General features: G+C 50.2%; 4 protein-coding genes. All 4 read left to right on the top strand.

All coding sequences use genetic code 11. The annotated features are described in order from the left end of the window. The first annotated feature begins 512 nt into the window (after nucleotides 1–512). The 4 genes from BLQ13_RS24625 to BLQ13_RS24610 all read left to right on the top strand — a co-directional run bounded on the left by BLQ13_RS24625 (nucleotide 513) and on the right by BLQ13_RS24610 (nucleotide 22,374). Nucleotides 513–15,365: a non-ribosomal peptide synthetase gene (locus tag BLQ13_RS24625; RefSeq protein ID WP_090924347.1), complete on the top strand. Its 14,853-nt coding sequence runs from the start codon at nucleotides 513–515 to the stop codon at nucleotides 15,363–15,365. 151 nt (nucleotides 15,366–15,516) lie between these two features. Further along, entirely contained in the window at nucleotides 15,517–18,825 is a 3,309-nt protein-coding gene (locus BLQ13_RS24620) for a non-ribosomal peptide synthetase (RefSeq protein WP_090924346.1), read from the top strand. Beyond that, nucleotides 18,815–20,644, top strand: coding sequence for an ABC transporter ATP-binding protein (locus tag BLQ13_RS24615; protein ID WP_090924345.1), 1,830 nt, complete (start codon nucleotides 18,815–18,817; stop codon nucleotides 20,642–20,644). The genes BLQ13_RS24620 and BLQ13_RS24615 overlap by 11 nt, the downstream gene beginning before the upstream one ends. Next, nucleotides 20,641–22,374, top strand: coding sequence for an ABC transporter ATP-binding protein (locus tag BLQ13_RS24610; protein WP_090924344.1), 1,734 nt, complete (start codon nucleotides 20,641–20,643; stop codon nucleotides 22,372–22,374). The genes BLQ13_RS24615 and BLQ13_RS24610 overlap by 4 nt, the downstream gene beginning before the upstream one ends. The last annotated feature ends 135 nt before the right edge of the window (nucleotides 22,375–22,509 follow it).

The raw sequence follows: 22,509 nt of genomic DNA, 5'->3' as shown, positions 1-22,509 counted from the left end.
ACCTCATGAAATACCATCTTCACATGTAATCGCCCGGGAAAAGATCACTACCCCGCGGCCTGATCTTGAATTATCCACGTCGGGACTGCGGGGGAATGCACTAAGCGTACATAGAGTGTATCAATGCCCCTTGACATAGGTTTTGATCAAGGTAACTCCGTTGCAAAATCCGAAGGTACGGCTGATTTTCTGCTGGCCTCTGGAATCCTACAGCACGTCTTACATCAATGGGAGAAGCCTCCCTTGTCCACCTCTAATTCCAATTCCGAATCCAAGGTTAAATGCAAGGTCCGTTTTGGGGCATCTGTGTTCACAGTAAACATATTGAAGCAAGGGAGTCAGTAACACATACACCTTTTGCGTAAACGATGACTCTATTTTTTTCAAGCAGGATAGTCGTTCGAGATCGTTGCCAGGCAGAAGATTGCCATATGCGATCAATTGGATAAGCAAAGCGGTGATTTGGCATAAGCCATAGCTATTGTTGTCACATTTTGAAAAGGCGGGGAGCATTGCTGCGGCATAGGCTCTGCCGGATTGCTTTTACCGATGAAGAGAGGGGAACGATCCAGGTGGCTTTTGAAAAAGAAACGTTGTTTTGGAACGAAAAACTCGGTAGTGATGATGATATTCTGACGCGGTTACCTTACAGCAAAACGCAAAGCCCTTTAAGACCCATGATGACAACCGTTAGTGGTTCGCTTTCAGAGAAAGCGTCGCAACGTGTCCTACAAATGAGTAAGGGGACTCCGCTGGCGACGTTTATGATTATGCTTGCGGGTGTGCAGTCACTTTTATATAAATATACAGGCGCTTCCGACATTTTGGTTGGTATGCCGATTGTACCGAAAAAGACGGAACAGCGACGCTCTATTAATCATACCGTCATATTAAAAAACTCGTTTGCGGCGGGTGTGACTTTTAAAACACTTCTGAATGAATTGAGGACTTCCTTACCGGAAGTGATTCAGCATCAACATATTCCCTTCTCGAAAATGACGGAGAAGCTGGACTTGCAATATGAGGACGGGAAGCCAATCATCCATACACTAGTATCTCTAAAGGAGCTACATACGGATGAAATCACACCATATGTGGTCACGGATTGTTCTTTTGAGTTCAGCATAACCGGCGGGACCATACAGTTAGCTCTTTTATACAACGAGCATTTATATGATTCTGAATTCATGACTCGGGTTGTTGGTCATCTCAACAGCCTGCTAACTGTGGGTCTCCACGAGCTGGAACTGGACATCGTGAAGATTGATATGTTGTCTGAAGAAGAGAAAATTAAATTGCTCCAAAGCTTTAACGATACCAAGCAGGACTATGCCCGGGATTGGACAATCCATCAACTCATAGAAGAACAGGTACAGCGGGTGCCAGAAGCAACGGCAGTTGTTTTTGAGAATCAGCAACTTTCATACGCGGAGTTGAATGAACGAGCTAACCGGCTTGCGAGAACGCTACGATCCGTCGGCGTGTTACCCAATCAATTGGTCGGCTTGATGGTAAGGAGGTCGCTGGAGACGGTTGTTGGTATTCTGGCGGTTCTAAAAGCTGGCGGTGCTTACGTACCCATTGATCCCGAATACCCGGAAGAACGAATCCGATACATTCTGGAGGACTCTAACGCGCAGCTGCTACTGACTCAAAGGGAGCTGATGCACCAAGTACCTTTCAAAGGGACTGTTCTTGCACTGGATGACGAGAACTCCTATGACAACGATGGGGCGGATCTGGAGCTCGCTAGTGGCCCGAATGACCTCGCTTATGTCATCTATACGTCAGGTACGACAGGCAAACCCAAAGGAGTCATGCTGGAGCATCGGGGCTTGGTAAGCTTGAAATTGATGTTTGCGGACAAGCTTGGTATTACGGAGCGAGACCGAATTGTTCAATTCGCCAGTCTGTCATTCGATGCATCCTGCTGGGAAATGTTCAAAGCGCTCTACTTTGGTGCGACTTTGTACATTCCTACAGCCGAAACGATTCTCGACACTCGTTTGTTCGAGCATTATATGAATGAGCATGCAATTACAGCGGCGATTTTGCCGCCAACGTATAGCGCTTATTTGCACCCGGATCAACTCCCTAGTTTAACGAAACTCGTAACGGGAGGCTCGGCAGTATCAGCCGAATTCGTGCAACAGTGGAAAACGAAGGTTCACTATTTCAATGCTTATGGTCCTACTGAAGCGTCCATTGTTACGACACTTTGGGATGCGAATGAGGAGCAACCGGAACACAGAGTGATTCCGATCGGGCGGCCACTGGCGAATCACCAGATTTTTATTCTGGATGCTCACCTGCAACTTGTACCTCCAGGAGTGGACGGCGAGTTGTGCGTGGCAGGTGTGGGACTTGCGAGAGGTTATCTGAACCAACCGGAGCTAACGGCAGAGAAGTTCGTGGAACATCCGTTTGTACCGGGAGAACGCCTTTACCGGACGGGAGATCTGGCCCGCTGGCTTCCAGACGGAAATATGGAGTATTTGGGACGGATCGACCATCAGGTGAAAATCCGTGGATTCCGAATCGAGATTGGGGAGATTGAAGAGCAACTTCTGAAGATTGACTCTGTGCAGGAGACAATCGTAATAGCGAGGGATGGCAAAAGCGGCCAAGAACTGTGTGCTTACCTGGTCGCGAGCCACCCACTTACACTAGGTGAGCTGAGAAGCACGCTGGCACAAAACTTGCCGAATTACATGATTCCGGCCCATTTTGTTCAGCTTCCAAGGATGCCCCTTACGCCGAACGACAAAATTGACCGCAAGGCTTTGCCTGCCCCAGAAGGAAATGCACTGATTGGAGGCGAGTACGTAGCTCCCCGAAATGAAGTGGAGCGGACTCTTGCTGATGTATGGCAGGCCGTATTGAACGCTGATCGCGTTGGGGTAACGGATCACTTCTTTGAGCTTGGTGGAGACTCGATTAAGTCCATTCAAGTATCTTCGCGTCTTCATCAAGCCGGGTACAAGCTGGAAATCCGGGATTTGTTCAAATATCCGACGATCTCACAGCTCAGTCTGCATGTGAAACCGATTGGACGTACCATCGATCAAGGAGAAGTTACGGGTGAAACAGTACTGACGCCGATCCAGCAATGGTTTTTCGAGAGCTCCTTTGTGGATTCCCATCATTTCAATCAGTCGGTGATGCTGTACCGAAAGGACAGATTCGACGAAGAAACGGTAGGACATGTACTGCAAAAGCTGGCCGAACATCATGACGCTTTGCGAATGGTATTCCGTAAGACGGAACAAGGGTTCAGCGCCCGGAACCGAGCAATTCAGGAAGGCGGGTTGTTCACGCTGGATGTGTTCGACTTCAAGGATGAGCAACACACCGGGCAGGTTGTGGAAGCGAAGGCAACGGACATTCAAGCAGGTATTGATCTGGAGAATGGGCCTCTTATGAAAGCAGGACTGTTTCAGTGTGCGGATGGGGATCATCTGTTACTGACGGTTCACCATGCCGTGGTGGACGGTGTATCTTGGCGTATTTTGATGGAGGATTTCGCACTGGGTTACGAGCAGGCAGTCAAAAACGAGGACATTCGTTTCCCGGCGAAAACGGATGCGTACCGCACTTGGTCAGAACAACTGGCCGCTTACGCACAAAGTGCGGAGCTTGCGAAGGAGCGAGCCTACTGGCAGGACGTGGAACAAATTGAGGTTCCTGCCATACCTAAGGATATGGAGACGGATATGACGACACAACAAGACAGCGAATCACTATTCGTCCGTCTAACTCCCGAAGAAACAGAGCTGTTACTGAAGCGGGTTCACCGAGCTTATAACACTGAAATGAATGATATTTTAATTACGGCGCTCGGCATAGCCATTCGTAATTGGACAGGACACGAACGTGTGCGGATCAATCTCGAAGGACATGGACGTGAATCCATCGGAACTGATATCGACATTAATCGCACAGTTGGCTGGTTTACGACCAAATTCCCAGTGGTCCTGGAGCCGGAAAGCGATCGGGATTTGGCCTACCAGATTAAACAGGTCAAGGAACGCTTGCGCCGCATTCCTAACAAAGGTCTTGGCTATGGCATATGCCGTTATCTCTCCAAGTCGGAGGATAGCTTGGTTTGGGGCGCAGAGCCGGAAATTAATTTTAATTACCTCGGTCAGTTCGACGATGATGTCAATCAAGATGAGATCGGCATATCTGCTTATTCCAGTGGTAGCCCGGCTAGTGATCGGCAGGCCCGCAGCTTTGTGCTGGATATTAACGGCATGGTGCTGGACGGAGCTTTATCGCTTGATCTTAGCTACAGTCGAAAGCAGTATCGGAAGGAAACAATGGAATTTTTTGCTCAAGGACTTGAGCAAAGTCTCCGAGAGCTCATAGCGCACTGTGTAGGGAAAGAACATACCGAACTGACACCAAGCGACGTACAATTTAAAGGTTTGACGGTTACAGCATTGGAGCAAATCGCTCAGCGTTCCGGTCATCTCGGAGAAATCGAAAATATTTACTCGCTTACGCCGATGCAAAAGGGTATGTGGTTCCACAGCGCGCTTGATCAGCAAACAGCCGCTTACTTCGAGCAGACGCGATTTACGATGCGGGGAGCACTCAATGTCCAGCTTTTCGAGAAAAGCTGGATGGAGCTTGCGAAACGACATCTGGTGTTACGGGCGAATTTTGTGAAAGGTCCGACAGGGGAGCCGTTGCAAATTGTGTACCGTGATAAACCAGTTGGCTTCGAATATGAAGAGTTGCTTCATTTGAAAATGGATGAAAAACAGAAACAGGCCTATCTGGACAAAAAGGCTGAGGATGACAAACTTCGCGGCTTCGACATGGAACATGATGCACTTGTTCGCTTTACGATCCTCCGTACTGAAGAGCAAAGCTACCATGTATTGTGGAGTTTCCAGCATATTTTAATGGATGGTTGGTGTCTGTCTCAGCTGACACAGGAGCTGTTTGAGGTATATTCTGCTTTGATCTCTGGTGAGCAACCGGTGGTAGATAAAGGAGCAGATTACGGTACTTATATCGAATGGTTGGAGAAGCAGGACGATAAGGCAGCATCCGATTATTGGACGGCATTCTTGGCAGGTTATGAGGGGCAAACGGTACTCCCACGGCAAAAGGAATCAGTGCCGCATAACAGATTTAAAGCCGATCACGTCACAGCTCTGCTGGGCAAGGATTTAAGTGAACGGATGGATCAGGTAGCGAAACAGCACCTGGTTACGGTAAATACACTTTTGCAGGCTACATGGGGTGTGATGTTGCAAAAATATAACGGAACCCACGATGCCGTATTTGGTAGCGTTGTAGCCGGAAGACCGGTGGAGATTCCAGGCGTCGAGTCCATGATCGGTCTGTTTATCAATACAGTTCCGGTTCGTGTCACGAGTGAAGCCGACACCGTATTTTCCAACTTGATGGTGAAGCTTCAGGAGCGAGCGCTGGAGTCCGGGAGTTATGATTACTACCCGCTGTATGAGATTCAAGCCCTCAGCTTGCAAAAGCAGAACCTGATCAACCATATCATCGCTTTCGAGAATTATCCTGTAGATGAACAGATGGAGCAAGCGGGCGACCAGAACCATGGGGAACTGACGATCGCAGACGTTCAGATGGAGGAGCAGACGAACTATAACTTCAACGTGACCGTATCACCAGGAGCCGAGATCGAAATCAGGTTCGATTTTAATGCTGAAGTGTTCGACAAAGATAGTATCGAGCGACTGAAGGGGCATCTCTTACATCTGCTGGAGCAGGTGACGGCTAATCCGAAAATTGCGGTGGGTGAGTTGGAACTTGTGACGGAGGCAGAAAAGACGGACCTACTCGAACGTTTTAACGATACCACCACAGCGTTTCCTCGCGATAAGACGCTCATTCAATTGTTCCAGGAACAAGCGGAGCGCATCCCGGATGCAACTGCTGTCACCTTGAATGGATACGAGATGACTTACCGCGCTCTGAATGAACGTGTCAACCGCCTTGCCCGTACCTTGTGTAGTCACGGGATAACCCGAGGGAGACTAGTCGCTATTATGGCTGAGCGTTCCATTGAAATGGTGGTGGGTATGCTGGCGGCACACAAAGCCGGGGCGGGTTACGTACCAATTGATCCAGAATATCCAGAGGAGCGTATCCGTTTTCTGATCGAGGATTCGGGAGCTCAGGTCATGCTGACCCAGAGCCACTTGCGTGAACGTCTGGCGGATTCGGACTCCGTGATCTTATTGGATGATGAATTTTTCTATCACGAGGACAGCACTGATCTACATCCAGGCACAGAAGCGACAGATCTGGCATGCATCATCTATACGTCAGGCACGACAGGCAAGCCGAAAGGCAACCTTGTTTCACATCGTAACATCGTGCGTATCGTGCGAAATACGAATTATATCGACATCACGGAGCACGATCATGTCCTCCAGCTTTCGAGTTATTCGTTTGACGGAGCGATCTTCGATATTTTTGGTGCTTTAACCAACGGAGCACGGTTGGTACTAGTTCCCCGTGAGACTGTGCTGGAGATTGGTCAGCTTGCAGATCTCATTCAGCGTGAGCATATTTCTGTGATGCTGATAACGACGGCGTTTTTCAACGTGCTTGTAGATGTGAACATCGACTGCTTGCGAGATGTCCGGGCAATATTGTTCGGAGGAGAGCGAGTGTCGGTTGGCCATGTGCGTAAAGCGCTCTCCCATATCGGGCCGGGAAAACTTAACCACCTGTATGGCCCATCGGAAAGCACAGTGTATACCACATACCTTCCGGTCGACTTCATTGATGACGCAGCCGTTACCGTTCCTATAGGAAGACCCATCAGTAATACAACGGTGTATATCGTGGACAGCCGGAACCAACTTCTGCCGATCGGTGTGGCTGGCGAATTATGCGTTGGTGGAGAAGGCTTGGTACAGGGCTATAATAACCGGCCTGAGCTGACGGCAGAGAAATTCGTGGAACATCCTTTTGAACCGGGAGCACGCATGTACCGAACGGGGGATTTAGCGAAATGGTTGCCGGACGGTACGATTGAATACGTTGGACGGACGGATGACCAAGTGAAGATTCGTGGCTTCCGGATTGAACTCGGCGAGATTGAAGCTCAGCTTCAGAAAGTGGAGGGCATTCGGAAAACAACGGTATTTGCCAGAGAGAGTGCTTCCGGCGAAAAGCAACTTTGTGCGTATTATGAAGCAGACGTTGAGCTTCCAGCGGCTGAGGTGAAGAGTGTACTTTCCCAGGAGCTACCGGCCTATATGATTCCGTCGTACTTGATCCAGCTAGAGCAACTCCCGCTGACAACGAACGGCAAGGTTGACCGCAGGTCTCTCCCGGCGCCAGAGGAGAGCTTGCAGGTTGGAGAAGAGGGGACTCTACCACGGACCCCACTCGAAGCCAGTCTGGCTGATATTTGGAAAAGTGTACTCGGACTCGCGCACATTAGCGTTCATGATAATTTCTTCGACCTTGGCGGCCATTCACTTCGGGCGACAACACTCGTAAGTAAGGTGCACCAGGAGTTGAACGTTGAGTTGCCTCTGCGGGACGTATTTCGCTATTCGACAATTGAAGAGATGGCCCTAGCTATATCCCGGATCGGAGAGCAGACGTTCTCGTCGATTCCGTTGGCAGACAGAAGAGCATATTATCCACTTTCATCAGCTCAGAAGCGGTTGTATATCCTAAATCAGCTTGAAGGTGCAGATCAGAGCTACAACATGCCTGGTGTGTTACTGGTGGAAGGAACAATCGATCGGAGTCTGCTGGAAAAGGCTTTCCGCGGACTGATTGCACGGCACGAAACGCTGCGAACCGGCTTCGAGATCGTGCAAGGCGAAGCAGTACAGCGCATTTATGAGAGTGCCCACTTTGCTGTGGAGTACTGCCATGCGAACGAGGAAGAAGCGCCAGACGTTGTACAGGCCTTCATCCAGCCTTTCGACTTGGCGAAGCCTCCACTGCTGCGAGCGAAACTCGTAGAGCTGGCGACCGAACGTTATTTACTGATGTTTGACATGCACCATATTATCTCTGACGGGGTTTCGATGGACGTATTCGTCGATGAACTCGTCCGTCTATACAGCGACGAGACATTAGAGCCTTTACGCATTCAATACAAGGACTATGCGGTATGGCAACAGTCAGACGAGCAAAAGGAGCAGTTGAAACGGGAAGAAAGCTATTGGTTGGAACGTTACCAAGGCGATTTGCCAGTGCTGGAGATGCCGACCGACTACCCGCGTCCTGCCGTGCAAAGTTTTGAAGGACAGACGTTAACATCTTTCGTCGATGAGAAGACGAACGAAGGTTTGAAGCAACTGGCCGCTCAAAGAGGAACGACGCTATATATGGTGTTACTTGCGGCATATACCGTGCTATTGCATAAATACACAGGTCAAGACGATTTGATCGTCGGAACGTCGATTGCGGGCAGAACACATGTCGACACACAGCCTTTGATCGGAATGTTCGTTAATACGCTGGCGCTTCGCAATTATCCGACTGCGGACAAAACCTTCCTTTCGTATTTGGAAGAAGTGAAAGAAACGACTTTAGGAGCTTACGAGCATCAGAACTACCCGTTTGAAGAGCTTGTCTACAAAGTGCAAGTCACTCGTGATCTGAGCCGCAACCCGCTCTTTGATACGATGTTCTCCCTGCAAAACTTGGAGGAAAAAAAGATAGAACTGAAAGGACTGAAGTTATCACCGTACTCTAGTGACTACGGCTCAGCCAAGTTCGACTTGAGTGTGGATGTTACAGAAGAAGACGGCGTGTTGGAGTGCAACTTTGAATTCGCAACGGCTCTTTACAAAGAAAGCACGATTCGAAGACTTCAGGCTCATTTCGGACATTTGCTTGCGACGATCGTAAGCCGTCCGAATGCGAAGATTGCTGAGCTACATCTGTTGACTACAGCGGAAAAGGAAGAATTGATCAGCGCATTTAACCCGGCGCAACCCGAAGCAGAAACGGCTCCCGCGGCTGCGTTCCACCGTCTGTTCGAGGAACAGGCGCAGCACGCGCCTGAATCGGAGGCCGTCGTTTACGAAAACGACCGCCTAACGTATGCGGAGCTGAACGAGCGGGCGAACCGTTTGGCGGCCACACTGCGAGCAAGTGGCATTGGCCGTGAATCCATCGTCGGCATTTTCGCCGAACGTTCGGTGGATTTGCTGGTAGCCGTGCTGGCTGTCTGGAAAGCAGGCGGCGCGTATGTACCGCTCGACCCGGATTACCCGGCAGACCGTGTGCGGTTCATGCTGGAAGACAGTGGAGCAAAGGTACTACTCACCCAGAAACCACTTCAAGAACGTGCCGAAGCTTGGCTCGTTGAAGAGGAACTGGCTTTGTCGGCAGTGCTGTACCTCGACGACGAAGCATCGTACAGCGATGAGCGGGCCAATGCGCCGATGAGTTCTGGTATGGATGGTTTCCACGAAGCCCGTCCAGAGGATCTGGCCTACGTGATCTATACGTCGGGAACGACAGGACAGCCCAAAGGCGTCATGATTGAGCACCGCAGCCTGGTGAATACGGCGGCAGGATACCGACGGGAATACCGATTAGATCAGTTCCCGGTACGGCTGTTGCAGCTAGCCAGCTTCTCGTTTGACGTGTTCGTGGGCGATATTGCACGCACGCTATATAACGGAGGCACGATGGTCATTGTGCCGAAGGACGACCGGATTGATCCGTCGCGTCTGCACCACTGGATCGAGCAAGAGCGGGTGACCCTTTTTGAATCGACGCCAGCGTTAATTGTGCCATTCATGGAATATGTGCATGAAAATCAGCTGGATATGAGTCAGATGGAGTTGCTCATCACAAGTTCGGACAGCTGCAGCGTAGCCGATTATCGAACCTTGCAGGAACGTTTTGGCTCGCAATTCCGAATCATCAACGCCTATGGCGTAACGGAAGCAGCGATTGACTCCAGTTTCTACGACGAGTCACTGGAAATGCTGCCCGAGACAGGGCATGTGCCTATCGGAAAAGCGTGGTTGAATGCGAAGTTTTACATTGTGGATGCGCACCTGAATCCGGTGCCTGTGGGGGTGCTGGGCGAACTGGTTATCGGCGGAGTTGGGGTCTCGCGCGGATATTTGAACCGTCCAGAATTAACAGAGGAGAAGTTCGTAGACAGTCCGTTTGCCGCAGGTGAGCGGTTGTATCGCACAGGAGACTTGGCGAGGTGGATGGAAGACGGCAACGTGGATTTCATCGGTCGAATGGACAACCAGGCTAAAATTCGGGGCTACCGGATTGAAACAGGTGAGGTCGAAGCGAAGCTGTTGCGTGTGGAAGGTGTTCGCGAAGCAGTCGTTCTGGTTCGAACTGATGGAGAAGGACAGAAGATGTTATGCGCTTATTACACAACGAATACGGGAACGGATCTGGCAATGAACGTTCTGCGAGGTGCACTGGCACAAGAGTTGCCGGGATACATGATTCCATCGTACTTCGTGGAAATGGAGTGTCTGCCTCTGACGCCGAACGGAAAGATCGATCGGAAGGCGTTGCCAGCGCCGGAAGGGGAGGCAGGAAGCGGAACGGAGTATGTCGCACCACGCAATGAGCTAGAAAGAAAATTGGCCTCGATATGGCAGGAGGTGCTGGGGCTTACGAAGGAGATCGGCGTGTACGAGAACTTCTTCGACATCGGCGGTCACTCCCTACGGGCAACGACACTGGTCAGCAAGATTCATAAAGAGTTAAACGTGGATCTGCCACTGCGAGAGGTGTTTCGTCATTCTATGATCGAGAACATGGCGGTTGCCATTTCCCGGCTAGATGAGCAGAAATTCGTTGCTATTCCGCTGGCGGAGAGACGTGAGGTGTACCCACAATCTTTTGCTCAAAAACGTCTCTTTATTTTGAATCAACTAGAAGGTGCGGAGCTTAGTTACAACATGCCGGAAGCCATGGTGCTAGAGGGGGCTTTGGATCGTGCAAGGTTCGAAGACGCATTCCGTAAGCTCGTGGATAGACATGAAATGTTGCGCACCGGTTTCGAGATGGTGGATGGCGAAGCAGCGCAACGGATTTACCAAGACTTGAATTTGGCCGTGGAGTTCTATTCAGCAGATGAGCAAGAGGTCGAAGAGATCGTTCATCGTTTTGTCCGTCCGTTTGACTTGGCGAAACCTCCGCTACTGAGAGTAGGCCTTGTCCAGCTTGCTCCGGAACGCCATATTCTAATGTACGATATGCATCATATTATTTCCGACGGTGTATCGATGGAGATCTTTGTTGAAGAATTCGTCCGCTTGTATGGGGGAGAACAACTGGAGCCTTTACGTATTCAGTACAAAGATTATTCCGTTTGGCTACATTCACAGGAGCAGAAGGAACGGCTTCAGCATCAGGAAACGTACTGGCTGGACATGTTCCAAGGAGAACTTCCGGTGCTGGAAATGCCAACCGATTATCCGCGTCCTGCTGTGCAGAGCTACGATGGTCACACACTGGAGTTTTTCTTAGAAGTTTCGAAAACCGATGCCCTGAAGCAGTTGGCTTCAGAAACGGGCACGACACTGTTCATGGTGTTGCTTGCTGCTTATAACGTGCTTCTGCACAAATATTCAGGTCAGGAAGATGTAGTTGTTGGTACGCCAATTGCCGGAAGGAACCATGGAGATGTGCAACCGTTAATCGGGATTTTCTTGAATACACTGGCGATTCGCAGTTATCCGTCTTCGGAGAAGACATTCCTGTCATACCTGAACGAGATTAAAGAAACGACCCTTCATGCTTTCGAGCATCAAAACTATCCGTTCGAAGAATTGGTGGACAAGGTGCAAGTCACCCGTGATTTAAGCCGTAATCCCCTGTTTGACACGTTGTTTACGATGCAGAATACGGAGAACGAGGAATTCGAGTTGGAAGGGCTCCGTTTGACTTCTTATCCGAGCGCAATGGATACCGCCAAGTTTGATATTAGCTTGGATGTGGGTGAGGAGAACGGCGGCTTGGATTACAGCTTCGAATATGCGACGGCTCTTTATAAAAGGGAGACCATCGAACGGCTGGCCAAACATTACGAGCAATTGCTCGTCACGATTGTAAGCCGTCCGGATGCGAAGATTGCTGAGCTGAGCTTGTTAACGGCTGAGGAAAAAGAAATGCTCAGCGCATTTAACCCGGCACAACCAGAAGCAGAAAAGGCTCCAGCGCTTGCGTTCCACCTTCTGTTTGAGGAACAGGCGCAACGAGCGCCTGAATCAGAGGCCGTTGTGTACGAGAACGACCGTCTAACGTATGCGGAGCTGAATGAGCGTGCGAACCGTTTGGCGGCTACACTGCGCGCAAGTAGCATCGGCCGGGAATCCATCGTCGGCATTCTTGCCGAACGTTCGGTAGATTTGCTGGTAGCCGTGCTGGCCGTCTGGAAAGCAGGCGGCGCTTATGTACCACTCGACCCGGATTACCCGGCAGACCGCGTGAGGTTCATGCTGCAAGACAGCGGAGCGAAGGTGCTACTCACGCAAACGCCACTGCGAGAGCGTGCTGAAGCTTGGCTGGGTGAAGAGGAACTGGCGTTGGCGGATGTGTTGTATCTTGATGACGAAGCATCGTACAGCGAGGAGCGGGCCAATGCGCCGCTGAGTTCTGGCATGGATGATTTCCATGAAGCCCGACCAGAGGATCTGGCCTACGTGATCTATACGTCGGGAACGACAGGACAGCCTAAAGGCGTCATGATCGAGCACCGCAGCCTGGTGAATACGGCGGCAGGATACCGACGGGAATACCGATTAGATCAGTTCCGGGTACGGCTGTTGCAGCTGGCTAGCTTCTCGTTTGACGTGTTCGTGGGTGATATTGCACGCACGCTGTACAACGGAGGCGCAATGATCATTGTGCCGAAGGACGACCGGATCGATCCATCGCGTCTGCACCACTGGATCGAGCAGGAGCAAGTGACCATTTTTGAATCGACGCCAGCGCTGATTGTGCCGTTTATGGAATATGTGCATGAAAATCAGCTGGATATGAGTCAGATGGAACTGCTCATTACAAGTTCAGACAGCTGCAGCGTAGGAGACTATCGAACCTTGCAGGAACGATTTGGCTCTCAATTCCGAATCATCAACGCTTACGGCGTGACTGAGGCGGCGATTGACTCCAGTTTCTATGATGAGCCACTGGAAATGCTTCCCGAGACAGGGCATGTGCCTATCGGCAAGGCGTGGTTAAATGCGAAGTTTTACATTGTGGATGCACATTTAAATCCCGTGCCTGTCGGGGTGCTGGGCGAGTTGGTTATTGGCGGAGTTGGGGTCTCGCGCGGATACTTGAACCGTCCAGAATTAACGGAGGAGAAGTTCGTAGACAGCCCTTTCGCCTTAGGTGAGCGTTTGTATCGCACGGGAGACTTGGCGAGATGGACAAAAGACGGCAACGTGGACTTCATCGGTCGGATGGACAACCAGGCAAAAATCCGGGGGTATCGGATCGAAACAGGCGAGATCGAGTCACAACTCTTGCGGGTGGAAAATGTACGCGAAGCCGTGGTGCTGGTTCGAAATGACGCAAACGGGCAGAAAGTGCTATGTGCATATTACACAGTGGACACGGGAACGGATCTGGTAGTGAATGATCTGCGCGGAGCGCTGGCACAAGAGTTACCGGGGTATATGATCCCATCGTACTTCGTGAGGATGGAGCATCTGCCTCTGACACCAAACGGAAAAATTGACCGGAAGGCGTTGCCAGCCCCGGAAGGGGAGGCAGGAAGCGGAGTGGAGTATGTCGCACCGCGCAATAAACTGGAAATAAAATTGGCCTCGATTTGGCAAGAGGTGCTGGGGCTAACGAAGGAGATCGGCGTGTACGAGAACTTCTTTGACATTGGTGGTCACTCTCTACGGGCAACGTCATTGGCAGGCAAGGTATTTAAGAAATTAAATGTCAATCTGCCGCTGCGCGACGTATTCCGTCACTCGACCATTGCAGCGATGGCCGAGGTAGTCGCCCGGATGGAGCGCCGGGAGCATGACGCCATTCCTCAAGCGGATGTGAGAGAATACTACCCTCTCTCCTCTGCGCAGAAGCGATTGTTCATTCAGCACACGCTGGACGGAGCAGACCAGCTTTATAACATGCCGGAACTGGTGCAGTTGGAAGGTGAGTTTGATTTAGAGCGTTTTGAAGATGCCATGCGTAAATTGATAACTCGCCATGAATCACTACGTACCGGTTTTGAAGTTATGAAGGGTGAAGCGGTTCAGCGCATTTACCAGCAGGTTGATTTTGCTATCGAACACCATCAAGCAGATCCAGAGGATGTGACTCAAATGGAGCAGACCATTCGCGGCTTCGTTCGCCCGTTTGACCTTGGCAAGCCGCCACTTCTGCGCGCCGGGGTTATAGAACTGGAGCGGGACCTGCATATTCTCCTGTTCGATATGCATCATATTGTGTCCGACGGCGTATCGATGGCAATTGTGATGGATGAGTTCTCAAGTTTATATGCCGGTGAAGAACTGCCTCCACTACGGATTCAATACAAAGATTATGCTGTTTGGCAACACTCTAAGGATTACCAAGACCGGATCGGGCGGCAGGAAGCGTACTGGCTGAAAGCCTTTGAAGGCGAGCTCCCAAGGGCCGACTTACCGATGGACTATGAACGGTCTGCGATTCGCGATTACGAAGGCATGCATCTGGATTTCGACGTTGATGCTTCTCTCTCTGAGCGATTGCGTCAATTGGCAGCCCAGCAAGAAAGCACGCTGTACATGGTGCTACTAGCGGCGTATACCTTGTTGCTCTCCAAGTACAGCGGACAAGAGGATATCATCGTGGGTACCCCGGTGGCGGGAAGAACGAATGCCGATTTGGAGCCAGTTATCGGGATGTTTGTTAATACGTTGGCGCTCCGCAATCGTCCTTCAGGCGACAAAACGTTTTTGTCCTACCTTGAAGAAGTGAAGGAGACAGCTTTGGGTGCTTTTGAGAACCAGGATTATCCGTTCGAAGAGCTTGTGGAGCGTTTGAATGTGAAGCGGGAACCGGGCCGCTTCCCGTTATTCGATGCTGTTTTCGACTTGCAAAATATCGAAGAACAAGACGTCGAACTGGAAGGGGTCAACCTGAAAAATGTTGAACTCGACCAGTTGGAAGAAGCCAAGTTTGATCTAACCCTGTTTATGTATGAAAACAACGGGTCGCTGAGCGGAGGCTTCTTCTATGCCACCAAACTGTTCAAAGAGACGATGATTCGTACCCTGTCCGAGGATTACCTGCGGGTGCTGTCTCAAATCGTGGAAAATCCACAGCTTGAGCTAAACCGCATTGAATGTCATAAACCGGAGACAGGCGGAAAGAATGCGGTGGATACAATCGAATTCGCGTTTTAACTCTACAGACGTACTTTGATGTCTAGCGAAATCTGCACGCATACCAAGTAAGATGACGAACAACATGCAAGCCCATAGATGCACAGATCCGAAAACAAACATTTTGGATCTGCGCGGGGCATGCGGTCACTTCATTTTAGGGGAGGTATCCATGAAATCTTTATTTGAAAAGGAAGAACGATACTGGAGCAGCAAGTTTGATGCCGGTGATAGCCTGAGCTTCCTTCCTTACAGTCAATCCTCCAAATTATCTGCAAGTGGGGAAGTCCAGGCCAAGCCGGGCTTGATTCACCGCACTCTGCCAAGCGAGCTCTCGGAGAGAATTATTGGCCTAGCGAGTGGTTCCGATTTGGCGATATACATGGTTGCTTTGGCAGGAGTAAAAGGCCTGCTTTTCAAATATACAGGGCAGGGTCAAGTACTGGTCGGTATGCCTTCTTATCATGCAGAAGCGCATGAGATGCCGACGTCGCATGAAATCCTGGTCATCAAAACGGCTGTAAGCCATCAGACGACTCTTAAAACGTTACTTGGAGGAATTAAAACCTCCATCGGCGAGGCGCTGGAGCATCAGCACCTGCCTTTTCGGAAAATGGTGGAGCCGCTCCATCTGGGTTACACGAAGGACGGCTTCCCAGTCATTAATACCTTGGTCTCCTTCGCCCCTATTCATCCTGAACCGCTGGGCAACCGGATGGTGAACGATATGATTTTTCGCTTCGACCGCGAAGACAGCTCGATCAAGTTGGAGATAAGTTATGACGGGCAGCGGTATGAGCATGCGTTTGTGGAACAGGCTGCCGACCATTTGGTTCGGCTACTATCCTTACTTTTATTTCAGCCCGATCTGGAGATTGGACAAGCCGACGTACTATCTCCAGATGAGAGGGAAACGCTCCTGAATCAATTTAATGACACCGAAACCGGATTTGAACGTGGGCAAACCATTCACGGCTTATTTGAAGAACGGGCAGTGCTTTACCCGAATAACGTAGCCGTTATCATGAATGAAGCGCAGTTGACTTACCGCGAATTAAACGAACGATCCAACCGCCTTGCGCGGAAGTTGCGGGAGACAGGAGTCAAAGCCGATCAACTGGTCGCGATTCTAGCCGAACGCTCGATTGATATGGTTGTTGGCATCCTAGCGATTCTCAAAGCCGGCGGGGCTTACGTGCCTGTCGATCCCGATTATCCAGAGGAGCGCATCCGATTCATGATTGAAGATTCAGGCGCACTGTTATTACTGATTCAAAAGCATTTGCATGAAAAGACCGACTTCGCAGGGACTCGGCTTGAATTAGATCATTTTGTTTGGGAAGAGAATGGGCTCGGCTCCGAAGGTACACTGGACTCTTCGAACTTAGAACCGATATCTGGATCGGGGAACTTGGCCTATGTTATCTACACGTCAGGAACGACCGGTAAACCTAAAGGAACGCTAATTGAGCATAAAAATGTCGTGCGCCTTCTGTTTAACGACAAGAACTTGTTCGATTTTGGGCCAGCCGACACATGGACACTGTTCCACTCCTTCTGCTTTGATTTTTCTGTTTGGGAAATGTACGGAGCGTTGCTGAATGGAGGTAAGCTGGTCATCGTACCACCGCTGACGGCGAAAAGTCCCGCTGATTTTCTGGCGCTGCTAAGCCGCGAACAAGTTACGATTTTGAATCAGACGCCAACGTATTTTTACCAGTTGCTCCGTAAGGTCTTGGTCGATCATGCATATCATCTACGAATTCGTAACGTCATCTTCGGAGGCGAAGCGCTCAGTCCGTTATTACTCAAGGGTTACAAGACGAAGTACCCGGAGACAAAGCTGATCAACATGTACGGCATTACGGAAACGACCGTTCATGTGACATATAAGGAAATTACGTGGACCGAAATAGAGGCGGCGAAGAGTAATATCGGCAAGCCTATCCCCACGCTTCGTGTGTATGTTCTGGATGAAAACCGCCAACCCGTTCCAATTGGTGTAGCGGGTGAAATGTTCGTTGCTGGAGAAGGCCTTGCGAGAGGATACCTGAACCGTCCGGACTTGACAGAAGAGAAGTTCGTCGATTCCCCGTTTGTGAAGGGGGAGAAACTGTACCGCACGGGCGATTTGGCAACTTGGTTGCCAGACGGCAATATCGAATATCTGGGCCGGATCGACCATCAGGTGAAAATTCGTGGGTACCGGATCGAGTTGGATGAGATCGAGAACCAGATGCTGAAGATTGAAGCTGTGCAGGAAGCCAAAGTGCTTGATCGCGACGACGCGAACGGTAATAAGCTTCTTGTTGCGTATTACGTCGCAGAAACCAGGTTTTCGGCGCATGAACTTAAGGAGGAACTCTCCAAGCAACTTCCGGGGTATATGATTCCTTCTCACTTCGTTCAGCTTCCGCAGATGCCGCTGACCTCGAACGGGAAAATTGACCGCAAAGCGTTGCCCGCGCCAGGGGAAACCGCGGCCAGGGAAGCCGAATATGTCGCGCCGAGAACGTTGCTTGAGATGAAAATCACCCGTGTATGGCAAGATACGCTTGGCGTTCCGCAGGTCGGAGTAAAGGATAACTTTTTTGAACTTGGAGGCAATTCGTTAAGCCTGATGAGGCTCGTTCAAGCTGTTTACGATGAAACAGGAATTGAGATCCCGCTGAACCGCGAGTTCCATCATTTCACCGTTGAAGCCATGGCTTTTGGAGAGGGAGATATGGGGCTAGATCAAGGGGGAGACTCTTTCATTAAGTTGAATAAAACAGGTGATCTTAACGTGTTCTGCTTCCCTCCCGGTAGCGGCTTCGGCATAGGTTACCGGGAACTCGCAAGTAGGCTCGATGGACGATTCATACTCTACGGTATTGATTTTATTGACGATGCCACCGATTACGAGTCCATGCTGAACCGCTATGTGGATGAGATTGTTCGCATCCAGCCAGAAGGGCCCTACGTGTTACTCGGTTATTGCTTTGGAGGCAACCTGACGTTTGAGGTAGCTAAAGTGATGGAAAAAAGAGGGCATGTCGTAACGGACGTGCTTATGGTGGACTCGTGGATTAAGGAAACGCTGACGCCTGCTGAAACGTCAGAGAAAGAGCTTGCAGAAATGCTTGCCGATTTTGACGAAGAAGAGAAGGAATTAATGAGTAACTCACTCGTACGGGAGCGGGTTCATCGTAAGGTTAAAGCGACCTTGATGTACGAGGCACAGCTTATTAATTCTGGAACGATCTCGGCCCGGATTTATGAATTGATTGCGAAGGACAGCGAGGCGTTTCGTCTGGAGCACCAATTGCCATCCTGGAGGCGTGCGACAAGGCAAGCTTACACCGACTATCGTTTGGAAGGCGCGCATGAAGAACTATTAGAGCTTGTGCGTGTGGACGAAACGGCCGTCGTCATCCGGGATATTTTAGAGCAAGTTAAGCGGCAGATTGAGGCGGAGACTGGAGTACTGCATGGAAGCTGAGCAGCAGCCATTTGTTCAAGAACAAGTTACCGTGGAACCTTCCAAGCGTCACACCGCTTACGCCACATGGAAAGCGTTTCGCTGGCTGATGTCTTATGTAGGCCGTCACAAGGGCTGGATGATTGTCGGTATATTGTCCGCAATTGCTGCGGCCGTCATTGAGATATGGACGGGAAGTCTGATCGAGCAACTGACCACGCAGGCCGAGAAAGGGGCAGGGCCAATCGTGTTACAGATCGTGTATGCGGTCTTTGTGGTCATCCTGATCGGTGTACCTGCGAAGTTTTTCATGAGTTTCGGCGTGGAGCGAAGCAGTGCCTCTGCGGTTCAGGATGTCCGTAACGATGTCATGCGTCATATCGGTAAACTTCGGGTCTCCGATTTGGAAAAGCAACACTCTGGTGACATGCTGTCACGGATCAACAATGATCTGCAGCTCATCCAGCAGTTTATGATTCGGGATTTTGCCCAGTGGTTCTATCATCCGCTATTGTTCATTGGCTGTTTTGCATATTTAATCTACCTCCAATGGGAGCTGATGCTGTACAGTCTGCTGTTATTTCCGGTAGCCTTGCTGGTTTCTCAGTGGATTGGCAAGCAATTGGAGCGGTTGACGGAGGAAGCTCAGACCAATATGGGCCGAATGAACGTTAACCTCCAGGATACGCTCGGGGGGATGCCTGTTGTAAAAAGCTACCTGTTATCCGGGATGTTATCTCGATCCTACCAAGTGTTGCTGCAATTGACAGCTCAAAAGAAACTGGCCGTGAAAAAGCGGGAAGCCTGGGTTAACCCGTTGCTTTCTACACTGATGATCAGTCCGATCATTTTTGCAGTCAGTTACGGAAGTTATTTGATCTATCAAGGACAGTTAGGCGCAGGAGAACTCGTTGCCTTCTTATACTTGCTGAATCTGTGTCTGGAACCGCTGGAACATATTCCCGAGCTTATCACGCGTACGTTCGAAATGGCCGGTGCCTTGAGAAGGGTTTCCGACATCGTTGAGCAACCAACCGAAACAGAAAATGGCCGTTTAATTCCGAAGGCGAACGCAGCTCCTATTGAATTTAAGAATGTAACCTTCGGATATGAAGATCACTCTCCGATCCTGCGGAATGTTAGCTTCTCGGTACCGGAAGGTAAGACGATTGCTCTTGTCGGGGCGAGCGGCGGAGGGAAGAGCACGGTGTTTAAGCTGGTTTGCGGCTTTTATCCGCTACCGGAGAAAGGCGAAGGCGAAATCCGCGTGTTTGGCAGCCAGATTGATGGTGCAGATCCGGAGCAACTGCGGTCACATTTCTCCGTGGTCACTCAGGATTCGTATTTGTTTAGCGGGACGATTGCCGAAAATATTGGCTACGGGCAGGAGGGAGCATCGATGGACGCGATTATTGAAGCTGCCAAAGTTGCTCAGGCGCATTCCTTCATTATGCAGCTCTCTGATGGATACCAGACGTATGTTGGAGAGCGCGGAGGATTTTTGTCCGGCGGACAGCGTCAGCGTATCGCCATGGCTCGGGCCTTTTTAAAGGATGCTCCCGTGCTGTTGTTGGACGAGCCTACGTCGGCCCTTGATCCGGAGTCGGAAAGTGCGGTTCAGAAAGCTCTGGGTGTATTGATGAAACAGAGAACAACGATGGTTATTGCTCACCGACTTTCTACGGTACAAAGTGTCGACGAGATTTGGGTCATGGAACAGGGAAATATTGTGGAGAAGGGCACTCATGAACAATTACTGGGGATGAATGGGCTGTATGCCCAGTCTTACTACCAGGAGTTTACCGAGTCCGCCGAACGCAGGGAGGTGGCGCACACATGAAAAAGGGCGGATGGATCTTGCAAGTTAAAGAACTTGGCTATTTGCTGACATTTATGAACCGCAAGCAAAAAACTCAGTACGCCACTGGCCTGGCTGTAACGGCTCTCACCCAGACATTGTTTCTGATCGCCTTCAGTTTGGTCGTACATAACTTGGTTGATTTCGCCGTATCTCGAGACACGTCTCTGATGGTGAATGCTTTTATCATTTTGGGCACGGCGCTGTTTCTGGAAAATATCATTTCGCCCTGGTTCATTTACTTGTACCAGCGGAGTGTCGAGCTGACTGTACTGAACATCCGCGAGCGTCTTTATAACAAACTGTGCCGAGTACGTCCGAGATTCCTGGAGCAAACGCACCACGGGGACTTGTTGTCGCGGGTGAACAACGACGTAACGACAGTTGAGTTTACATTTTCACAGGTTTACTTCGTTCTGTTGCTACAAGTTGTTTTTTGCATCGGTTCTATTGTTTCCATGGTGTTGATCGATTGGCGGTTTGCTGGCGTATCTTTTGTCATTCTGCTATTGTCCTCCGCGGTCAGCCTGAAATTTGCACGAGATATTCGTGTCTTGTCCGAACAAGGATTGCAAACGCTTGGTAAAATGACTGAAAAATTCAAAGATTTCATGGGCGGCATTCAGATGGTGAAACTGTTTCGTATCCGTTCGATTTATAGCCAGTATGAGACGTTGAACGAACAGATGACTCAGACGCTTCGGCAAACTGCACAGAAAAACGGCATGCAGGCTGCGGTGAATCATTTTATTAGCTACGTCACTTTCTGTGGCATTATCGTCATCGGTAGTCTTCTCTATGCCTATGGACTTATGGGAATGGGGAGTGTTGCTGCCCTGGCGGTTTTGCAAGTGAATCTGACGCACGCTTTATTGAACCTGGGGATGGTTCTGTCCATGACTCAGAATTCGCTCGCGGGGGCTCACCGGATTCAAGAGGTACTTGCAGAGGAAGAGGAACCAGAGCGACTAGGATCTCCAGATAGTAAACATTTTTCGGATGCTGCGGTGGAGTTTCGCGATGTGGAATTTTCCTATCAGATGGATAAAAAGGTGATTGAAGGCATGTCCTTGAAGGTGTTTCCCGGCCAGGTCGCAGCAATTGTGGGAGCCAGCGGTAGCGGCAAAAGTACGCTGATCAAGCTGTTGCTCGGCTTTTATCCGGTGGACAGTGGAGAAATCCTGCTCCAAGGCAAAGCGTTTGGCCATTACACACTGGAGGAAATCCGCAGGCAGATTGCTTATGTTCCGCAGGAGCCGTTCTTGTTTGCAGGTACGATTGAGGAAAATATCCGCTATGGCAAGCCGGAAGCCACGGATGAAGAAGTTGTCGAAGCTGCCAAGGCGGCATACGCTCATCATTTTATTCAGGAACTTCCTGAGCAGTATCAAACGTCGGTTGGAGAGAGAGGCGCATCGTTGTCAGGCGGACAAAGGCAACGCATTGCGATTGCGCGGGCGATTCTTAAGAATGCACCAATTCTCCTGCTGGACGAAGCAACCTCTGCACTGGATAACGAATCCCAGCATTGGGTACAGCAGGCTCTGAACGTACTGATGAAGGGGCGTACGACTATTCTGATCGCGCACCGTCTCAGCGCCGTGGAACATGCAGATTTGATTACGGTTATGAACCAAGGGACAGTCGTTGAGCGGGGCCGGCATCAGGATCTGCTCGCGCTCGGAGGTTATTACGCCCGGCTTTACAGTTAGCTGATTTATATAAGTTGAACTATTTTTTACACAAAAACGGAGAGGACAGAAAAAACCTGGAAAAGCGAAGCGCTCGCCTTTATCACCGGATTTTCCCTTTAGAAATGGATCAAAAAAATCTGGGGATAACAGCGA

It is taken from the genome of Paenibacillus polysaccharolyticus (assembly GCF_900102085.1).
In the GTDB taxonomy this organism is placed as follows: domain Bacteria; phylum Bacillota; class Bacilli; order Paenibacillales; family Paenibacillaceae; genus Paenibacillus; species Paenibacillus polysaccharolyticus.
This window is presented reverse-complemented; position numbering and strand designations above follow the sequence as displayed.

Bases quoted from the DNA above. Each gene is read 5' to 3' on its own strand.
- BLQ13_RS24620 (WP_090924346.1), top strand. From the start codon at position 15,517: ATGAAATCTTTATTTGAAAAGGAAGAACGATACTGGAGCAGCAAGTTT.
- BLQ13_RS24615 (WP_090924345.1), top strand. From the start codon at position 18,815: ATGGAAGCTGAGCAGCAGCCATTTGTTCAAGAACAAGTTACCGTGGAA.
- BLQ13_RS24610 (WP_090924344.1), top strand. From the start codon at position 20,641: ATGAAAAAGGGCGGATGGATCTTGCAAGTTAAAGAACTTGGCTATTTG.